The sequence below is a fragment of the Kosakonia sp. S42 genome (assembly GCF_016624785.1).
Classification (GTDB): Bacteria; Pseudomonadota; Gammaproteobacteria; order Enterobacterales; family Enterobacteriaceae; genus Kosakonia; species Kosakonia cowanii.
In genome coordinates, this window is sequence record NZ_JACVTW010000006.1 from 22261 (window position 1) to 38082 (window position 15822).

General features: G+C 59.8%; 12 protein-coding genes. 8 read left to right on the forward strand and 4 right to left on the reverse strand.

All coding sequences use genetic code 11. The features are described from left to right. The first annotated feature begins 57 nt into the window (after positions 1–57). The 8 genes from IAE50_RS09860 (at position 58) to IAE50_RS09895 (ending at position 7493) form a co-directional block, all read left to right on the forward strand. Entirely contained in the window at positions 58–531 is a 474-nt protein-coding gene (locus tag IAE50_RS09860) for a hypothetical protein (RefSeq protein ID WP_042716798.1), read from the forward strand. Positions 532–824: 293 nt separating this feature from the next. Then, positions 825–1463, forward strand: a complete 639-nt coding sequence (locus tag IAE50_RS09865; RefSeq protein ID WP_200580158.1) for a VWA domain-containing protein — start codon at positions 825–827, stop codon at positions 1461–1463. A 21-nt stretch (positions 1464–1484) separates the two neighbouring features. Further along, on the forward strand, positions 1485–2126 hold the full coding sequence (locus tag IAE50_RS09870; protein ID WP_023478766.1) for a TerD family protein: 642 nt from the start codon (positions 1485–1487) through the stop codon (positions 2124–2126). After that, a complete protein-coding gene (locus IAE50_RS09875; protein ID WP_042716801.1) occupies positions 2126–2764 on the forward strand; it encodes a VWA domain-containing protein in 639 nt (212 codons plus the stop codon). Before IAE50_RS09870 ends, IAE50_RS09875 begins: the two co-directional genes overlap by 1 nt. A gap of 75 nt (positions 2765–2839) precedes the next feature. After that, entirely contained in the window at positions 2840–3880 is a 1041-nt protein-coding gene (locus tag IAE50_RS09880) for a TerY-C metal binding domain-containing protein (RefSeq protein WP_042716803.1), read from the forward strand. After that, positions 3880–5436 (forward strand): PP2C family serine/threonine-protein phosphatase, encoded by a 1557-nt coding sequence (locus IAE50_RS09885; RefSeq protein ID WP_200580159.1) that lies wholly within the window; start codon positions 3880–3882, stop codon positions 5434–5436. The genes IAE50_RS09880 and IAE50_RS09885 overlap by 1 nt, the downstream gene beginning before the upstream one ends. A 26-nt stretch (positions 5437–5462) precedes the next feature. Continuing rightward, a complete protein-coding gene (locus IAE50_RS09890) occupies positions 5463–6962 on the forward strand; it encodes a helix-hairpin-helix domain-containing protein (RefSeq protein ID WP_200580160.1) in 1500 nt (499 codons plus the stop codon). Positions 6963–7013: 51 nt separating this feature from the next. Continuing rightward, complete coding sequence (locus IAE50_RS09895) at positions 7014–7493, forward strand: RES family NAD+ phosphorylase (protein ID WP_200580161.1); 480 nt, start codon at positions 7014–7016, stop codon at positions 7491–7493. Positions 7494–7773: 280 nt separating this feature from the next. Here IAE50_RS09895 and IAE50_RS09900 read toward each other — a convergent pair whose 3' ends face one another. Genes IAE50_RS09900 through nirB form a run of 4 tightly spaced genes read right to left on the reverse strand, consistent with a single transcriptional unit; the run spans position 7774 to position 15816 of the window. Further along, positions 7774–8286 (reverse strand): GNAT family N-acetyltransferase, encoded by a 513-nt coding sequence (locus IAE50_RS09900; RefSeq protein WP_200580162.1) that lies wholly within the window; start codon positions 8284–8286, stop codon positions 7774–7776. After that, positions 8283–8978, reverse strand: a complete 696-nt coding sequence (locus IAE50_RS09905) for a transporter substrate-binding domain-containing protein (protein ID WP_200580163.1) — start codon at positions 8976–8978, stop codon at positions 8283–8285. The genes IAE50_RS09900 and IAE50_RS09905 overlap by 4 nt, the downstream gene beginning before the upstream one ends. A 50-nt stretch (positions 8979–9028) precedes the next feature. Next, positions 9029–11662 (reverse strand): nitrate reductase, encoded by a 2634-nt coding sequence (locus IAE50_RS09910; protein WP_309228087.1) that lies wholly within the window; start codon positions 11660–11662, stop codon positions 9029–9031. Beyond that, positions 11659–15816: a nitrite reductase large subunit NirB gene (gene nirB, locus IAE50_RS09915; protein ID WP_200580164.1), complete on the reverse strand. Its 4158-nt coding sequence runs from the start codon at positions 15814–15816 to the stop codon at positions 11659–11661. The genes IAE50_RS09910 and nirB overlap by 4 nt, the downstream gene beginning before the upstream one ends. Between the last annotated feature and the right edge of the window lie 6 nt (positions 15817–15822).

Below are 15822 nucleotides of genomic sequence, written 5' to 3' on the forward strand. Positions count from 1 at the left end.
ATGTCAGACGTTTGAACGCACTTGATCCACTACCTTTGAGGCAGGCTAAACCTAACGATGCAATTAAACACCAGACAGGAAAGGATTTTTAAGCTCGCCAATTTACTGGGTTCCGGTAAACCCGTCGCTGCGGCCGATATTATCACCAGCCTCGAGTGCTCAGAGCCAACGCTTACCCGGGCGCTGAAGGAGCTGCGTGAGTCCTACTCCGCGGAGATCAAGTACAGCAAGGCGGCGCACTCTTACCATCTTGTTAATCCGGGGCATCTGGATAAGAAGACCTTGCGTCGTATGAATGAAGCGCTCGCGGCGCACGCCGAGCTGAAAACCAGCGAATCGGGCGGCAGAGTTTATCTTGATAAAGATAAAAAAACCGCCGTTTCGCTCTCGCTGCGTATGCGCATCTTGCGCAAAATCGACCGGCTGGCGAATCTCAGCGGTACGACGCGCAGTGAAGCCGTGGAAAAGCTGGCCGAACGCGCCGTCGACGACCTGATTAAAGAGTTCAACGCCAAAAAGCTCGCGCGTTAATTCCCGTGCCCCGGCAGCAGGCCGGGCGCCACGTTTTGCCCCTCTTCTTATCTTTCCCTGTTGATGCCTATAAAAGTTGGCGTCTTGACACGCATTGCACATGGTCGCCACGCTGAATGCGGACTAAACTTCGCAGAGGCCGCGCGGCATAACGCTATGTAGTTGTTGAAAAAGCGCTAATTTCATTTAAGGCTCTCTTTTTTTTCCTGCGCTTCGCTGCAATTCACAGTCTCTCCCGGCTTTCTCTGCTATTGCTGGATACAAACCTTTCATACCTCTAACAGGATTAGATAATGCGAAGACTACCCGTTTATCTGTTGCTTGATACCTCTGGTTCGATGCATGGCGAACCGATCGAAGCCGTCAAAAATGGCGTGCAGACACTCCTCACTACCCTCAAGCAAGATCCCTATGCCCTGGAAACCGCCTATGTTTCGGTGATCACCTTTGACTCATCGGCACGCCAGGCCGTCCCGCTGACCGATCTGCTGAGCTTCCAGTTACCGTCCCTTGCCGCCAGCGGCACAACCTCCCTTGGTGAAGCGCTCTCGCTTGCCGCCAGCGCCATCAGCAGTGAAGTGCAGAAAACCACCGCAGATACCAAAGGTGACTGGCGACCGCTGGTGTTTCTGATGACCGACGGTTCCCCGACCGACGACTGGCGCAAAGGGTTGCAGGATTTTAAATCGGCGCGCACCGGCGTCGTGGTGGCCTGCGCAGCGGGTCATGATGCGGACACCAGCGTGCTGAAAGAGATCACCGAAGTGGTGCTGCAGCTTGATACCGCCGATAGCTCATCCATCAAAGCCTTCTTCAAATGGGTCAGCGCCAGCATCTCGGTAGGCAGCCAGAAGGTGGAATCCAGCAAAAAAGAGGTGATTGGCCTCGACGATCTGCCGCCACCGCCGCCGGAAGTGAATGTCGTTTTATAACTCATCGATTAAGGGGACGTTATGTCTGTCAGTCTGAGCAAAGGCCAGGGCGTGAGCCTGAAAAAAAATGAGCACGATCTCTCCTCCGTCACCATTGGTCTGGGTTGGGATATCAACGAAGAGAAGAAAGGCTTACTGGGCGGGCTGTTTGGTAAGAAAGAGGAGGAGTATGACCTCGATGTGATCGCCTTCCTCTGTAACGCCGCAGGAAAGGTGACCGATCTCGGCAAAGTGGAGAATGGCAAACCGACGCTGGTCGATGGCGACATTATCTTTTTCAACAGCCTGCGCCACAAATCGGGTGATATCTGGCTGACGGGCGATAACCGCACCGGCGCGGGTGACGGCGACGATGAGCAGATCATCGTCAAGCTGAATGCGCTGGACGCCAGATATGAAAAAATTGTCTTTATCGTGCAGATCTATAACGGGGAAAAATTGCAGCAGCACTTCGGTAAAGTGCAGAACGCGTTTATCCGTGCCGTTGATGCCCGTAACGTTGAGATGGCGCGCTTTGATCTCTCCGGCGGGCCGAACTTTACTCACCAGCGCTCCATGGTGTTTGCCGAACTGGTGCGCGAACCGACCGGCTGGAAGCTGAATGCCATCGGCGAACCCTCGCCTTCAGACTCCTTTGTTGCCCACCTGAGGAACTATATGTGATGCGCCGCTTACCTGTTTACCTGGTGATCGACACCTCCGGCTCGATGCGCGGCGAGTCGATTCACGCCGTTAACGTCGGTATCCAGGCGATGCTGAGCGCCCTTCGTCAGGATCCCTACGCCCTTGAAAGCGTCCATATCTCCATCATCACCTTCGATAATGCGGCGCGTGAGTTTATTCCGCTGACGCCGCTGGAGGATTTCCAGTTCGCCGACATCGTCGTGCCAAGCGCGGGAGCCACCTTTACCGGTGCGGCGCTGGAGTGCCTGATTGAGTGCGTCGACCGGGATGTGCGTCGCGCCGATGGCGACCAGAAAGGTGACTGGCGACCGCTGGTCTTTCTGATGACTGACGGCACGCCCTCTGATGCCTTCGCTTATGGCGAAGCGGTGAAAGCGATTCGCAGCCGCGCGTTTGGCTCAATCATCGCCTGTGCGGTTGGCCCGAAAGCGGGCCACGAGCACCTCAAACAGCTGACAGATAAAGTGGTGTCGCTCGAAACCCTCGACTCAACGGCCTTCGCGGGCTTCTTTAAATGGGTCTCGGCGAGCGTCTCATCGGGCAGCTCCAGCGCGGGCGTGAATAACGACTCGGATAACCTTCCGCCGCCACCGCCGGAGATCCAGCTGGTGCTGTAAGGAACAGGAGAGGCGTCTGCGCCTCTCTGCCACTCCCCTTTTGTTCGCGTTACACGGCCCTCACGAGGATAAGCAATGAGACGCCTTCCGGTATTTTTTGTCCTGGACTGCTCAGAGTCCATGATTGGTGAAAACCTGAAAAAAATGAACGATGGTCTGCAAATGATCGTCAGTGATTTAAGAAAGGATCCCCATGCGCTGGAGACCGCCTGGGTCTCGGTCATCGCCTTTGCAGGCATTGCGCGCACCATTGTTCCGCTCCATGAAATCGCCTCGTTTTATCCGCCGCGCCTGCCGATTGGCGGCGGCACGCACCTTGGTGCCGCGCTGCGCGAGCTAAGCGTGCAGATCGACAGCCAGGTGAGGGTCACCACCCATGAAGTTAAAGGGGACTGGAAACCGGTGGTCTACCTGCTGACCGACGGCCGCCCGACGGATGATCCCAGCGCGGAGATCAAACGCTGGAAAGAGCACTACGCCCGCAAAGTTAACCTTATTGCGGTCGGTCTTGGCCCCTCGGCGGATCTCAATATCCTCAGGCAGCTGACGGAAAATGTGATGCTGTTTACCGAGTCCCGTGAGGGTGACTTTACCCGCTTTATTAAGTGGATCACCGCCTCCGTCACCGCCCACAGCCGCAGCGTGGGCGAAGAGAAACCGCCCGAACTCAACCAGACGGAGTATATCGTCCGGCTGGCGAAAGAGGACGTTGTCCGCGCCTATGATGAGAACTGCGTGACGCTCACCGGGCGGTGTAGTAAAACCCGCCGCCCCTATCTGATGAAATATGAGCGCCCGCCGGTGAACGTCTCCGGTCTCGATTTCCGGCTTAACCTGAACAACTTCAATATTGCCGGTTGCTACCCTATCGATGAAGAGTATTTCGACTGGTCTGACGCCTCGACCTATAACGTCCAGGTGAATACCCGCGATCTGCACGGCGTGCCGGGCTGCCCCCACTGTGGCAACGCCAGCGCGTTTGCCATGTGCGCCTGCGGCAAACTGCTCTGCATCGATGGGCCTGATGAGGTGGTCTGCCCATGGTGCGAAAGAGTGCTCTCCTTCAGAGATAACGGCGGAGAGTCCGATTTTGACGTCAGCAGAGGACGAGGCTAATGAGCGTTAAAAAAGAGATTATCGGCTTTATTCTCCACTCGCACGGTCATCACGTCGGCGACGAAGAGTTAGACGCGTTATCCGGGGAGCCTGCGCTGCGGGACAAACTCGACGCGTTATTAACCGAACTGGAAAACCAGCTCGCGGCCGTTGAGGGTAAGGCCACAACACCGCAGGCTGAGGAGAGCGCTGAAGCGATCGAATCAGCAGACGACGCGGTAACAGAGCCCGACGCTGAACAGGCCGCGCCGCGCCCGGAGTTGTGGAAGCTAATGCCCTACTACGAATTTGAGACCCCGGCAAAATCGACCCTTGAGCCAACGCCGCCGGTGTTGAAGCCAGGCCAGGTGCCGCCAGCGCGATCCGCCGAAACGGAACGTCCACGCCCTGCGCCCTGCGCACGTATCAGCGTGCCCAATGCCCGCGCAGGCGAAGCCTTTTGTGCCCCGCTGGTGATTACCCTTGATGATGGGCAGACGGCAACCATTAATGATGTGGTGATCCCTGACGCGTGCGGGCTTCATTTCGACAAGGCGCAGCAGGTACTGAGCGGCGTACCGACACAGAGCGGCGATATCGAGATGCTGGTGCGCTGGTCCTGCGCCTCGCACGAAAGCGGTGAAACGCCTCTGCTGTTTGTGGTGAACCCCGATCCGCGCAGCCTGTGGAAAATCATTGAGCCACCAGCGGATGCCCCCTACCCGAAAGCGCATGTCGAACATGAAGGGATTGTGCGTGATGGCGTGAGGATCGCCGGGGCGAGCCGCCGCGGGCGCTCCCATGAGCATGCGGGCAGCTTCCGCGATGACGACTTCTATCTCAATCACAGCGAAGAGACAGGCTGGAGCGTGATGCTGGTGGCCGATGGCGCGGGCAGCGCGGCAAACTCCCGCGAAGGGTCGCGCATTGCCGCCGAAGTGGCCGGGGAGTATCTCTTTAGCCAGTTACGCGGGGCGCGAGGCGCGGAGTTAAAGCAGCAGATCGCGCGCTGGGGCACAGAAGAGCAGCAAAACACCATTAACGCGATGCTGCACCACTTTAAGCAGGCGGCAACCCTTGCTGTTAACAGCATCTCGAATGAGGCTATTCGCGCGGAGCAGCCGGTCAAAACCTACTCCACCACGCTGCTGGCAACCGTCTCACTGCGGCTTGGCGAGCAGCTGTTTGCCGCCTCGTTCTGGCTGGGCGACGGCGCAATTGCCGCCTACAGCCCCTCGGGCAAAGTGCGCGTGTTGGGCAATCCTGACAGCGGAGAGTATGCCGGGCAGACGCGCTTTCTCGACGCCTCGATTATTGCCGATCCCGCCTTCTCCGGGCGTATCAGCGTCGGCAAGTGGCAGGATGTCTCGCATCTTATCCTGATGACCGATGGCGTCTCCGATCCCCGCTTTGAAACGGATAACGGCCTGCGCAGCGACGAGAAGTGGACGCAACTGGTCAACGAGCTTTCACCCCTGCTTGCGGATGCCGGGCAGGCACCGGAACGTCTCGCCGAGTGGCTCAACTTTTTCTCCCCTGGCAACCATGATGACCGCACTCTTGTGCTGGCATGGTGACTGACACGCGTTACGGGTGACTGAATATGGCAAATATCGTTACATGTACAACAAAAGATGGGCAGACGGTGCAGTACGTCGACGACGTCATCGGATCGGGTTCGATGAAAGATGTCTACTTCTCACCGGACAAGTCCTATGTGGTGGCCTTCTACCACAAGCCGCAAAACGCCCAGGCGAGAGAGCGGATTGATATGATCACCGGGCGTTACCGGCAGAATATCTTTGAGCAGGCAGGCGGCGATTACTGGAAAGATCTCTTCTGCTGGCCGACGCATGTCGTGGAACACAACAACAAAATCGGTATTGTCGTTCCCGTCTATCAGCAGCACTTCTTCTTTAAGTATGGCTCGAAGAATGATGACTTCCTCGGCATCAAAGGACGCGAAAAAGAGGGGAAATGGTTCGCCAGCGCCAGTAACCAGAACAAATTCCTCGATCCGCGCGAGCGCGGCAACACCCTCACCTATCTGAAGGTCTGCCTGCTGCTGACCCGCGCGGTAAGAAGGATGCATGCCGCAGGCCTCTGCCACAGTGATTTGAGCTACAAAAACGTGCTCGTCGATCCCGAGCAGGGTCACGCCTGTATTATCGACGTCGATGGGCTGGTGGTGCCGGGAAAATACCCGCCTGATGTGGTCGGCACCCCCGATTTCATCGCGCCGGAAGTGGTGGAAACCAGCCACCTTGCGAAAGAGGATCCTAAGCGCGTGCTGCCGAGCATCGCGACGGATCGCCATGCGCTTGCGGTGCTGATCTATATGTACCTCTTTTTCCGCCACCCGCTCAGAGGTGGAAAAATCCACGATCTCGATGATGAAACACGGGACGAAACGCTGGCGATGGGCGAGCGGGCGCTGTTTATCGAACACCCGACGGACAGAAGCAATGCGGTGAAGCTTAATCAGATCTCCCCGTTTGCGCTGCCCTGGGCCGACCCGGAAAAAATTCCCTATACCATCATGGGACCTTACCTGACGCCGCTGTTCGATCGTGCGTTTATCGAGGGGTTACATAACCCCACCCGTCGCCCGACGGCTGATGAGTGGGAAAGCGCGCTGGTGAAAACCGTGGATCTGATCCAGCCCTGCCAGAACAGCAGCTGTGATCAGAAGTGGTATGTCTTCTCCGGCAAAACCAAACCGGTCTGCCCTTACTGTGGAACGCCCTACCGCGGGAAATTGCCGATTCTTAACCTCTACTCCTCCCGTAAGGCAGGCAGCTTCCGGCCTGACGATCACCGCTTAATGGTGTGGAGTGGTCAATCCCTTTACGCCTGGCATGTGAACCGGCTAATTGCGCCGAATGAGCGCACCACCGCGGAGCAGAAAAAGCGTGTTGGCTACTTTGTTTACCATAACGATCAGTGGTGGCTGGTGAACGAAGGGATTGAGGGGCTGATGTCGCTCCCGGATAAAAAGATCATCCCGATTGGCGACAAAATCGAGCTGACGGACAACGCGCAGTTCGTTCTCTCCCAGGAAGAAGGCGGCAGGCTTGTGGTAGTTCAGCTCCTTTCCAACTGATTAACATCAACAGCAGGCAGCCTTTGCCTGCTTTTTTTACCGGAGTTCATCATGCTGCCAACCCTTACTACCATTGATGGCCTTTTTTACCGGGCAATCGATCCTGCGTACCGCGATCTGGCGCTGGCGGGGTCGCGAAACGCCGGCAGATATTCGCGGGCCGATCAACCGACACTCTACCTGAGTTCCTCGCCCGAGGGCGTCGACGCGGCGATGCAGGCGCATAAAGCGAACCGCAGCGCGCAGCAGGAGATTATTCAACTGCGCGTTCACGCCGCCCGCATTTTCGATTTACGCAGCGATGCGGCGTTATCCGCCGCCGGTATCGATCTCGCTGATGCCGTTGCGCCGTGGCAGGAGATTGTCGCTTCGGGCGGTACGCCCTCCTCCTGGCGCGTGCGTCAGCAGCTGGAAACAGTGGGTGCGGCGGGATTGATTGACCCTTCGCGCAAAGCACCGGGTCTCTGGCATCTGGTGCTGTTTAGCTGGAATAACGGCGCCGGGCAGCCCGAGGTGGAGATGGTGACATAAAAGGCTGTGAACATAACAACTTGTTTATCAATGTAAAAAAATATGTTCACACACGCTTTTTGAGCACAGATAAATCTCAGATCATTGCAAAACCATTAATTATGGTAGGCAATTATTGTTGATCGATACTATTTTTATGCGATATTTACTCTTGTCTTGACGGTGTCTCCTGCCTAATCAAGACCCGCTCGTGACTGAGCAAAACTGATGATGTACTAAAAGAAAAAATAGTATTTTGACTCTGCTGCCCTCCCGTGAGGGCATTTTTTTTGCCTGCGTTCTAGTAACAACGCTGCATCGCAATCCGTCTGTTCGCATCCAGCCCGCTTGCGGCTTCTGCGGCAATCAGGTTTTTAAGCCGTGGCGAAAGCGCCTCCTCTTTGATCGGCTCAAACCCCAGTGAGGCGTAAAACGCAGCGTTGAATGGCGCATAGCGATCGGTGGTCAGCGACGCGCCCGCTAAACCGCGCCTCTCACCTGCGCTCAGCAGCGCCCGCAGCAGCTGGCGACCAATCCCCTTGCGCTGCCATGCCGGGTGAACATCCATTTCGGCGATATGCAGCCAGTTATCCACGATCTGCGCCCCGGCAAATCCGACCGGCTGTTGGTCGGCAGTAAAGGCCACCAACAGCAGCCCTTCGTGGGATAACTGTTCGAGATCTTCAAGGCTGGAGGCCGCCGGTTCACCGCTTACCGCCCCGGCGGCCCGCAGCGTTTCAAAAGCGGCGAGTTCAATCTCTCTTAGCGCGGCGAGATGCCCGGTGCGGGCTGGCGCAATAGTGATGTCATTCATTGGGTTCCTGAATTATTCGAGGCAATCAGTTCACTGTCGATTATCTCTTTAACCACCCCTTCTGTCTGCCAGCGCGTCAGCTTCTCCACTACCGTGTGAAAGAGCGCATCCTGCTGGCGCGGCAGGCAGATCGCCTGGGCAATCTGCATAAAATCATCCTCCAGCACGCGGTATCCGGGGTGTTGAGCCGCCGTTTGCTCCAGGGGCTGGCGGATCCCGGCGACCATATCGCCCTCTCCACTTAGAAAGGCCTCGATCGCCGCCTGGGATGAACTCAGGCGATTGAGCGTGGCGTGATCAAGCTTGCGGGTTAAGTAGAGATCGTAGGCCGCGCCCCGGCCGACGTTTATCACCACGCCGGGTTTATCCATCTGCGCCACGCTCTGCCACGGGCTTTGCGCCTTGACCAGCGCCGTGCCCTGAATGGTGATATAGGGCTGGGTAAAGCGTAATGTCTCTTCGCGTTTCGGATCGACGGCAAGGAAAGCGATATCCCAGACACCGTTCTCTGCATCCTCCACCACTTTTCCGGCGGTCGGATAGGTAATAAATTGCGCCTCTTTTGCCATATCGGCGGCAATCCGCCGGGCAAGTTCTACGGTGATCCCGGCAGGCTCACCCGCCGCGGTCTGGCGGGCAAGCACGGCGTTACCTAAATTGATGGCGAAACGAAGCGGTTGACTGGCTGACATAGTGCTTCTCCTGAAAGCAGTTTATGCCTTCAAAAGATAGCAGACGGGCGTCACTGCTGGCGGGCAATCAACCTTTTCAGCTCGGGAATACAGGAGCCGCAGTTGGTGCCGCACTTAAGCTTTTCACCAAGGCGCGAGACGCTGTTGCACCCGGACTGAATCGCCTCGCCGATCGCCCGCTCACCGACAGCAAAACAGCTACAGATTGTCGCACCGGCAGGCGCTTTGCCGCTGGCGCTGCGCCCGGCCAGCAGCGCCAGCCGTTGTGCGGCGCTTTGTGGCGGCCGGGAAAAGGCGGCGATCACCGCTGCCCGGTCCGGCTGCGGGCGCTGGCGGTGCGCGTAAAAGGCCAGTTGCAGTTCGCCATTCGCCCAGGCGAGCAGATTAAACCCCTCGTCGCCAAGAGTGGCGGGCTGGCACAGCCACGCGTCAGCCAGAACATGTTCGTGCAGCCACGCCATCCATGATGTTGGCCACGCACTGTCCGCGAGCGCAAAGTGCGTCACGCCGGGCTGAGTGATGCGGCTCCAGTAGGCGGTTTTCGGCGCGGAAAGCGTATCTTCACGCAGAAAGAGTTCGCCCTGCCAGGCGGCCTGCCAGCGCTGAATATTGACCGGCATCTGTTTGCTCTCCGGCTGGCCGGAAAGGGGATCGGTCTCGGCGGCAATCAGCGCATCGACTCTCGCCTGCTGGCTGAAGGCGCTGTTCCAGTGCATCGGCACAAACACCCTGCCGCGCGGTTGCAGCGCATCCGGCTGCGCACGCAGCAGCAGCCAGCCGTGTGTTGATGAAACGCGCAGCAGATCGTCGGCGCTAATCTGCGGCGCATCGTCGGGGTGAAACTGGCAAAACGGCTCGCTGATATGCTGCATCAGCCGTGGAGACTTACCGCTGCGCGTCATGGTGTGCCACTGATCGCGGATGCGCCCGGTGTTCATCACCAGCGGCCAGCGCGGCGTCGGTGGGTTGGCGGGCAGACGCGGCGTTACCGCAATCAGGCGTGCCTTCTCGTCGGCAAAAAAGAAGCGATTATCGGTAAATAAGCGCGCCGTGCCGTGGGGATGCAGCCCATTCACTGGCCACTGAATGGGGTTAAGATCGTCCCACTGCTGACGTGTGAGCGTCGCCAGGCCGCTGATATCAAACGCCCGCGTGCCCTCATTTTCAAACCCCGACAGTGCGGCATGTTCGCAAAAGATCTCCGACGGGTGCTGCCAGCTAAAGGCGTCGGCAAACCCCATGCGCTGCGCCACCTGGCTTATGATCCACCAGTCGGCGCGCGCCTCGCCCGGTGGCGGCAGAAAGGCGCGCTGGCGGGAGATGCAGCGCTCAGAGTTGGTGACGGTGCCGTTTTTCTCGCCCCACGCCAGCGCTGGCAGGCGGATATGCGCTGCGCGAGTGGTATCGGTGTCGCGCATCACATCCGAGACAATCACCAGCTCGCAGCGCGCCAGGCCGGCGCGCACCCGATCGGCATCCGGCAGCGAGACCAGCGGGTTAGTGCCCATAATCCACACCGCTTTTATCTCGCCCTTTTCCACGGCGCGAAAGAGATCGACGGCATTCAGTCCGGGATTTTTTGTGACGTTGTCACTCTTCCAGAAGCGCCCGACGCGGTCGACCTCCTGCGGCGAGAAGCCCATATGTGAAGCCAGCTGGTTAGCCAGCCCGCCCACTTCCCGGCCGCCCATCGCATTTGGCTGACCGGTTATCGAAAACGGCCCGCATCCTGCGCGGCCAATTTTTCCCGTCGCTAAGTGAAGGTTAATAATGGCGTTGCACTTATCAACGCCGGAGGTGGACTGGTTAATCCCCATTGAGTAGAGCGTCACCAGCGTATCGCTGGCGGCAATCATCTGGTAAAAGGCCCGCAGCGCCTCCTGCGGCAGCTGGCAATAGTCGGCGGTGCGCTCAGGCGTCCACTCCCCGACCGCCGCCAGCGTCTGCGCTGCGCCAGTGGTGTAATGGTTGAGAAACTCCCGGTCGAGCTTGCCCTGCTGCGCCATAAAATGGAGCGCGCCGCAAAATAGTGCCGCATCGCTGCCGGGGCGCAGCGGCAGGTGGAGGTCGGCGAGATCGCAGGTGGCGGTGATGCGTGGGTCGATAACGATAATGCGCATCTCTGGCCTCGCCTGTTTGGCTCTCATCAGCCGCTGATAGACCACCGGGTGCGCCCAGGCGGTGTTTGAGCCGGTGAGGATCACGCACTCGGCAAGCTCCAGATCCTCATAGCTGCACGGCACCGCATCGGCACCAAACGCCCGTTTATAGCCGACTACCGCCGAGGCCATACAGAGGCGCGAGTTGGTATCCATATTGCCGCTGCCGATAAACCCCTTCATCAGCTTATTGGCGACATAGTAATCCTCCGTCAGCAACTGGCCGGAGCCATAAAAGGCCACCGCCTGCGGGCCGAACTGCGCAATCACCCGCTGCAACCCCGCCGCCACCGCATCCAGCGCACGCGCCCAGCTTACCGGCTGCAGGTCGATCTCCGGCTGCAACAGTCGCCCGGCGAGCTCCAGCGTTTCGCCAAGCGCGCTGCCTTTCACGCAGAGCCGCCCGTGGTTCGCCGGGTGCAGCGTATCGCCCTGGGCGCTAAACCCTTGCCCTTCAGGCTGCATACGCACCCCGCACCCGACGCCGCAGTAAGCGCAGGTGGTGGAGACCGCCGCGCCCGTCACAGGCTCACCGTGGCGATGCGCTGTTCGCGCCCTGCCGCGACGCTTTGCGGCTGCGCCTGCACCCACACGCGCCCGCCCTCCACTTTTACCGGCCAGACGCTGAGCGCGGTCTGCTCATCATCGAGGCTGCGGCCATCGCGCAGGCGAAAGCGCTGCTTATAGAGCGGCGAAATCACTACCGGTTCGCCGTTAACATCCCCCAGCAGGCCGCGCGCCAGCACGTTTGCCTCGCTATCCGGTTCATGGTTGCTGAGGGCAAACACCTGCTGCGGATGATCCGGCAGATGGAAGAGCGCGATTTGCTGATGGCCGAGCCGCGCCGCCATCCCCGCATGGCGCGGGATTTCCGATAATGGGCAGAGATCGACCCAGCCCTGCGGTAGCGGTTTGTGCGTAGCAGAAGGCAACGCGGCGCGCTCCTGCGCCGTTACCGGGCGGATCTGCTGGCGCTCCGGCACCATCACCACCCCTTCATCGGGCTGGTCGCTGTTGACAAACGGGCGGAACAGCGCCAGCCGATCCGGGTCCGAGAGCGTGGTCTGCCATTCGCACTGATAAGCGTCGATCACCGTCTGCATCTCGCTCTCCAGCTCGGCGGCGATGTTCAGGCTATCCTCCAGCACCACCTCGCGCAGGTAAGCCATGCCGCCGTCGAGATTATCCATCCAGGTGCTGGTGCGTTGCAGGCGGTCGGCGGTGCGGATGTAGAACATTAAAAAGCGATCGACGGTGCGGACTAACGCCTCGGTGCTCAAATCCTGCGCCAGCAGATCGGCGTGGCGCGGCTTCATGCCGCCATTGCCGCAGACATAGAGGTTCCAGCCCTTCTCGGTGGCGATCACGCCAACGTCCTTACTCTGCGCTTCGGCGCATTCGCGGGTGCAGCCGGAGACCGCCATCTTGATTTTGTGCGGCGAGCGCAGCCCTTTGTAACGGTGCTCCAGTTGCAGCGCCAGCGCGGTGGAGTCCTGCACGCCGTAGCGGCACCAACTGGAGCCGACACAGGATTTCACCGTGCGCAGAGATTTGCCATAGGCATGCCCGGTCTCAAACCCAGCTTCAACCAGCTGCTGCCAAATCTCCGGCAGCTGTTCGAGGCGCGCGCCAAACAGGTCAACGCGCTGGCCGCCGGTGATCTTGGTATAGAGGTTATAGCGCCGCGCAATCTGCCCGATGGCAATTAGCCCGTCCGGCGTGATCTCCCCTGCGGGAATGCGCGGCACCACGGAGTAGGTGCCATCTTTCTGGATATTGGCGAAAAAGCGGTCATTGGTATCCTGCAACGGCAGGTGCTGCGGCTTCAGCAGGTACTCATTCCAGCAGGAGGCGAGCACCGAGCCAACCAGCGGCTTGCAGATCTCGCACCCGTGCCCGCGCCCATGTTTCGCCAGCAGTTCATCAAAGGTGCGGATATTGCCCACCCGCACCAGGTGGTAGATCTGCTGGCGCGAGTACGGGAAGTGTTCGCAGAGATCCTTTTTCACCTCGACGCCCATCTCTTCAAGCGCAAACTCCATCACCTGTTTGGTGAGCGCTGCGCAGCCGCCGCAGCCGGTCGCCGCTTTGGTGCAGGATTTTATCGCCGCCATATCGCCACTGCCGCTATTCACTGCCGCGCAGATATCCGCTTTGCTGACGTTATGACAGGAGCAGATCTGCGCGCTGTCGGGCAGTGCAGCGACACCCAGTGTTGGCGCTGCCTCCCCGCTGCTGGCAGGCAGGATCAGCGTCTCGGGCCGCGCGGGCAGTGGCATCTCATTGAGCATCATCTGCAACAGCGCGCTGTAAGACTCGCTGTCACCAATCAGCACCGCGCCGAGCAGCTTTTTGCCATCCTCTGAGACGACGATTTTTTTGTAGATCTCCGCCGGGCCATCAACCCAGCTGTAGCTTTCACTCCCCGGCGTGCGGCCATGGGCATCGCCAATCGACGCCACTTCAACGCCAAGCAGCTTCAGCTTGGTGCTCATATCCGCGCCGGTAAATGCCGCTTCACCGTCTGCCAGTGTCTCCGCCAGCGTGCGCGCCATCTGATACCCTGGCGCGACGAGGCCGAAAATCTGCCCATTCCACAGCGCGCACTCGCCAATGGCGAAGACGTCAGGATCGGAGGTGCGGCACTGATCATCAATCACAATGCCGCCGCGCGGCCCAATTGCCAGCCCGCAGTCGCGCGCCAGGTTATCGCGCGGGCGAATGCCTGCCGAGAAGAGCACCAGATCGGTTTCCAGAAAAGTGCCATCGGCAAAGTTCATGCGATAGCGGCTGGTCTCTCCGGCGACGATTTCGCGCGTCTCTTTGCCGGTATGCACCTGCACGCCAAGGGCTTCGATTTTGCGCCGCAGCATCGCTGCCCCGCCTTCATCCAGCTGCACGCCCATCAGCCGCGGCGCAAACTCCACCACATGGGTTTGCAGGCCGAGGTTTTGCAGCGCGTTCGCCGCTTCCAGCCCAAGCAGGCCGCCGCCGACCACCACGCCACACTTGCCCTCGTCGGCACAGGCTTTGATCGCCGCCAGATCGTCGAGAGTACGGTAGACCAGGCACCCCGGCGCATCATTACCGGGGATCGGCGGGACAAAAGGCGATGAACCGGTCGCCAGCACCAGCCGATCCCAGGCCGTCTGGCGACCCAGTTTATCGACGACAAAACGGTGCTGAAGGTCGATCTGCGTAATCCCCTGATTCAGGCGCAGCTCAATGCCGGTGGCCTCGAAAAAGCCCTCTTCCACCATCGACAGCGATGCGGCGCTGCGCCCGGAGAACCAGGCGGAGAGATGCACGCGGTCATAGGCCGGAACCGACTCCTCGGCAAAGACAATTACCTGGTAGCGCAGATGCAGTTCACGCTCCACCAGTTGTTGCAGAAAGTGGTGGCCGACCATGCCGTGTCCGGCGACAACTAAAACGGGTTTTGACATCACATCGCTCCTCGCTATCTCAGTGGATAACGGCTGGTTCAGAATGGGGGGAAGATCCTCTTCAGGGGTAAAGAGGCCCGGCTGGCCGGGGGTATTAAGCCGGGCGAAGTAACCCGGCCCGTCGCTGATATCGCCCCACAGCAGCACGCCGCGCAGCTGGTTATCGCTCATCACCAGGCGGCGGTAATCGCCGGTAAACGGGTCGGTTGCGGTGTAGACCGCATCGCCCTCGTGTGCCCCGGCGCAGTAGAGATCGAGGCCGCTCACTTTCAGGCGCAGCGGCACCTCTTCAAGGGCGAACGGCGCGAGCGCTTCACCGAGAAGCCTGGCGGCAAGGGTCTCCGCCTGCCGCCAGCAGGGTGCCACCAACCCGAAGGTGATCTCACCGAACTGGCAGCACTCGCCGATCGCTGAAATCGCCGCATCGTTGGTGCGCAAGTGACCATCCACCAGGATGCCGCGATCGCACGCCAGCCCGGCGGCCTGCGCGAGGGCGATATTGGGCCGCACGCCCGCGCAGACCACCACGGCCTGCGCCGGGATCCGCCGTCCATCCTGCAACTCCACCGCACAAACCCGACCCTGCGCATCGGCGCAGCAGGCGCGGGTCTCAACGGCCAGCAGCGTGTTGATGCCGCGCGCGTTGAGGCTCTCTTCCAGCAGCGTTGCCGCGTGCGCATCGAGCTGTTGATCCATCAGGTGCGGGCCGCGATGCACAATCACGCTGTGAATACCGCGCTGCGCCAGCGCCGCCGCGGCTTCAATTCCCAGCACCCCGCCGCCCAGCACCACCGCCGTCTCTTTGGCGCTGAGTTGGTTCAGCATCGCCTCAACATCCGCCTGCTGGCGAAAGGCGTAGACGCCGGGTAGATCGATGCCGGGAAGCGGCGGCATAAAGGGGCGTGAACCGGTGGCGATCACCAGTTGGTCGTAAGCGAGTGATTCCCCGCCAACGCACACGGTGCGGGCGGCGCGATCGATCGCCGTCACCGGCTGACCCGCAAGCCGCGTCACGCCGTGGCGGGCATACCAGGCCTCGTCATGCAGCACGATCTCATCGAAGGTTTTCTCGCCCGCCAGCACCGGCGTCAGCAGAATGCGGTTATAGGCCGCTCTCGCCTCCTCATCGATCAGCACAATGTGAAAGCGGTCAGGCGCGCGTTCGCAGAGCAGCGCGACCAGCCGCGCACCCGCCATGCCGTTGCCAATCACTATCAGACGCGGTTTCTCCATCGGCGT

Coding starts and splice junctions, on each gene's coding strand:
- IAE50_RS09860 (WP_042716798.1), top strand. CDS start 58: ATGCAATTAAACACCAGACAGGAAAGGATTTTTAAGCTCGCCAATTTA.
- IAE50_RS09865 (WP_200580158.1), top strand. CDS start 825: ATGCGAAGACTACCCGTTTATCTGTTGCTTGATACCTCTGGTTCGATG.
- IAE50_RS09870 (WP_023478766.1), top strand. CDS start 1,485: ATGTCTGTCAGTCTGAGCAAAGGCCAGGGCGTGAGCCTGAAAAAAAAT.
- IAE50_RS09875 (WP_042716801.1), top strand. CDS start 2,126: ATGCGCCGCTTACCTGTTTACCTGGTGATCGACACCTCCGGCTCGATG.
- IAE50_RS09880 (WP_042716803.1), top strand. CDS start 2,840: ATGAGACGCCTTCCGGTATTTTTTGTCCTGGACTGCTCAGAGTCCATG.
- IAE50_RS09885 (WP_200580159.1), top strand. CDS start 3,880: ATGAGCGTTAAAAAAGAGATTATCGGCTTTATTCTCCACTCGCACGGT.
- IAE50_RS09890 (WP_200580160.1), top strand. CDS start 5,463: ATGGCAAATATCGTTACATGTACAACAAAAGATGGGCAGACGGTGCAG.
- IAE50_RS09895 (WP_200580161.1), top strand. CDS start 7,014: ATGCTGCCAACCCTTACTACCATTGATGGCCTTTTTTACCGGGCAATC.
- IAE50_RS09900 (WP_200580162.1), bottom strand. CDS start 8,286: ATGAATGACATCACTATTGCGCCAGCCCGCACCGGGCATCTCGCCGCG.
- IAE50_RS09905 (WP_200580163.1), bottom strand. CDS start 8,978: ATGTCAGCCAGTCAACCGCTTCGTTTCGCCATCAATTTAGGTAACGCC.
- nirB (WP_200580164.1), bottom strand. CDS start 15,816: ATGGAGAAACCGCGTCTGATAGTGATTGGCAACGGCATGGCGGGTGCG.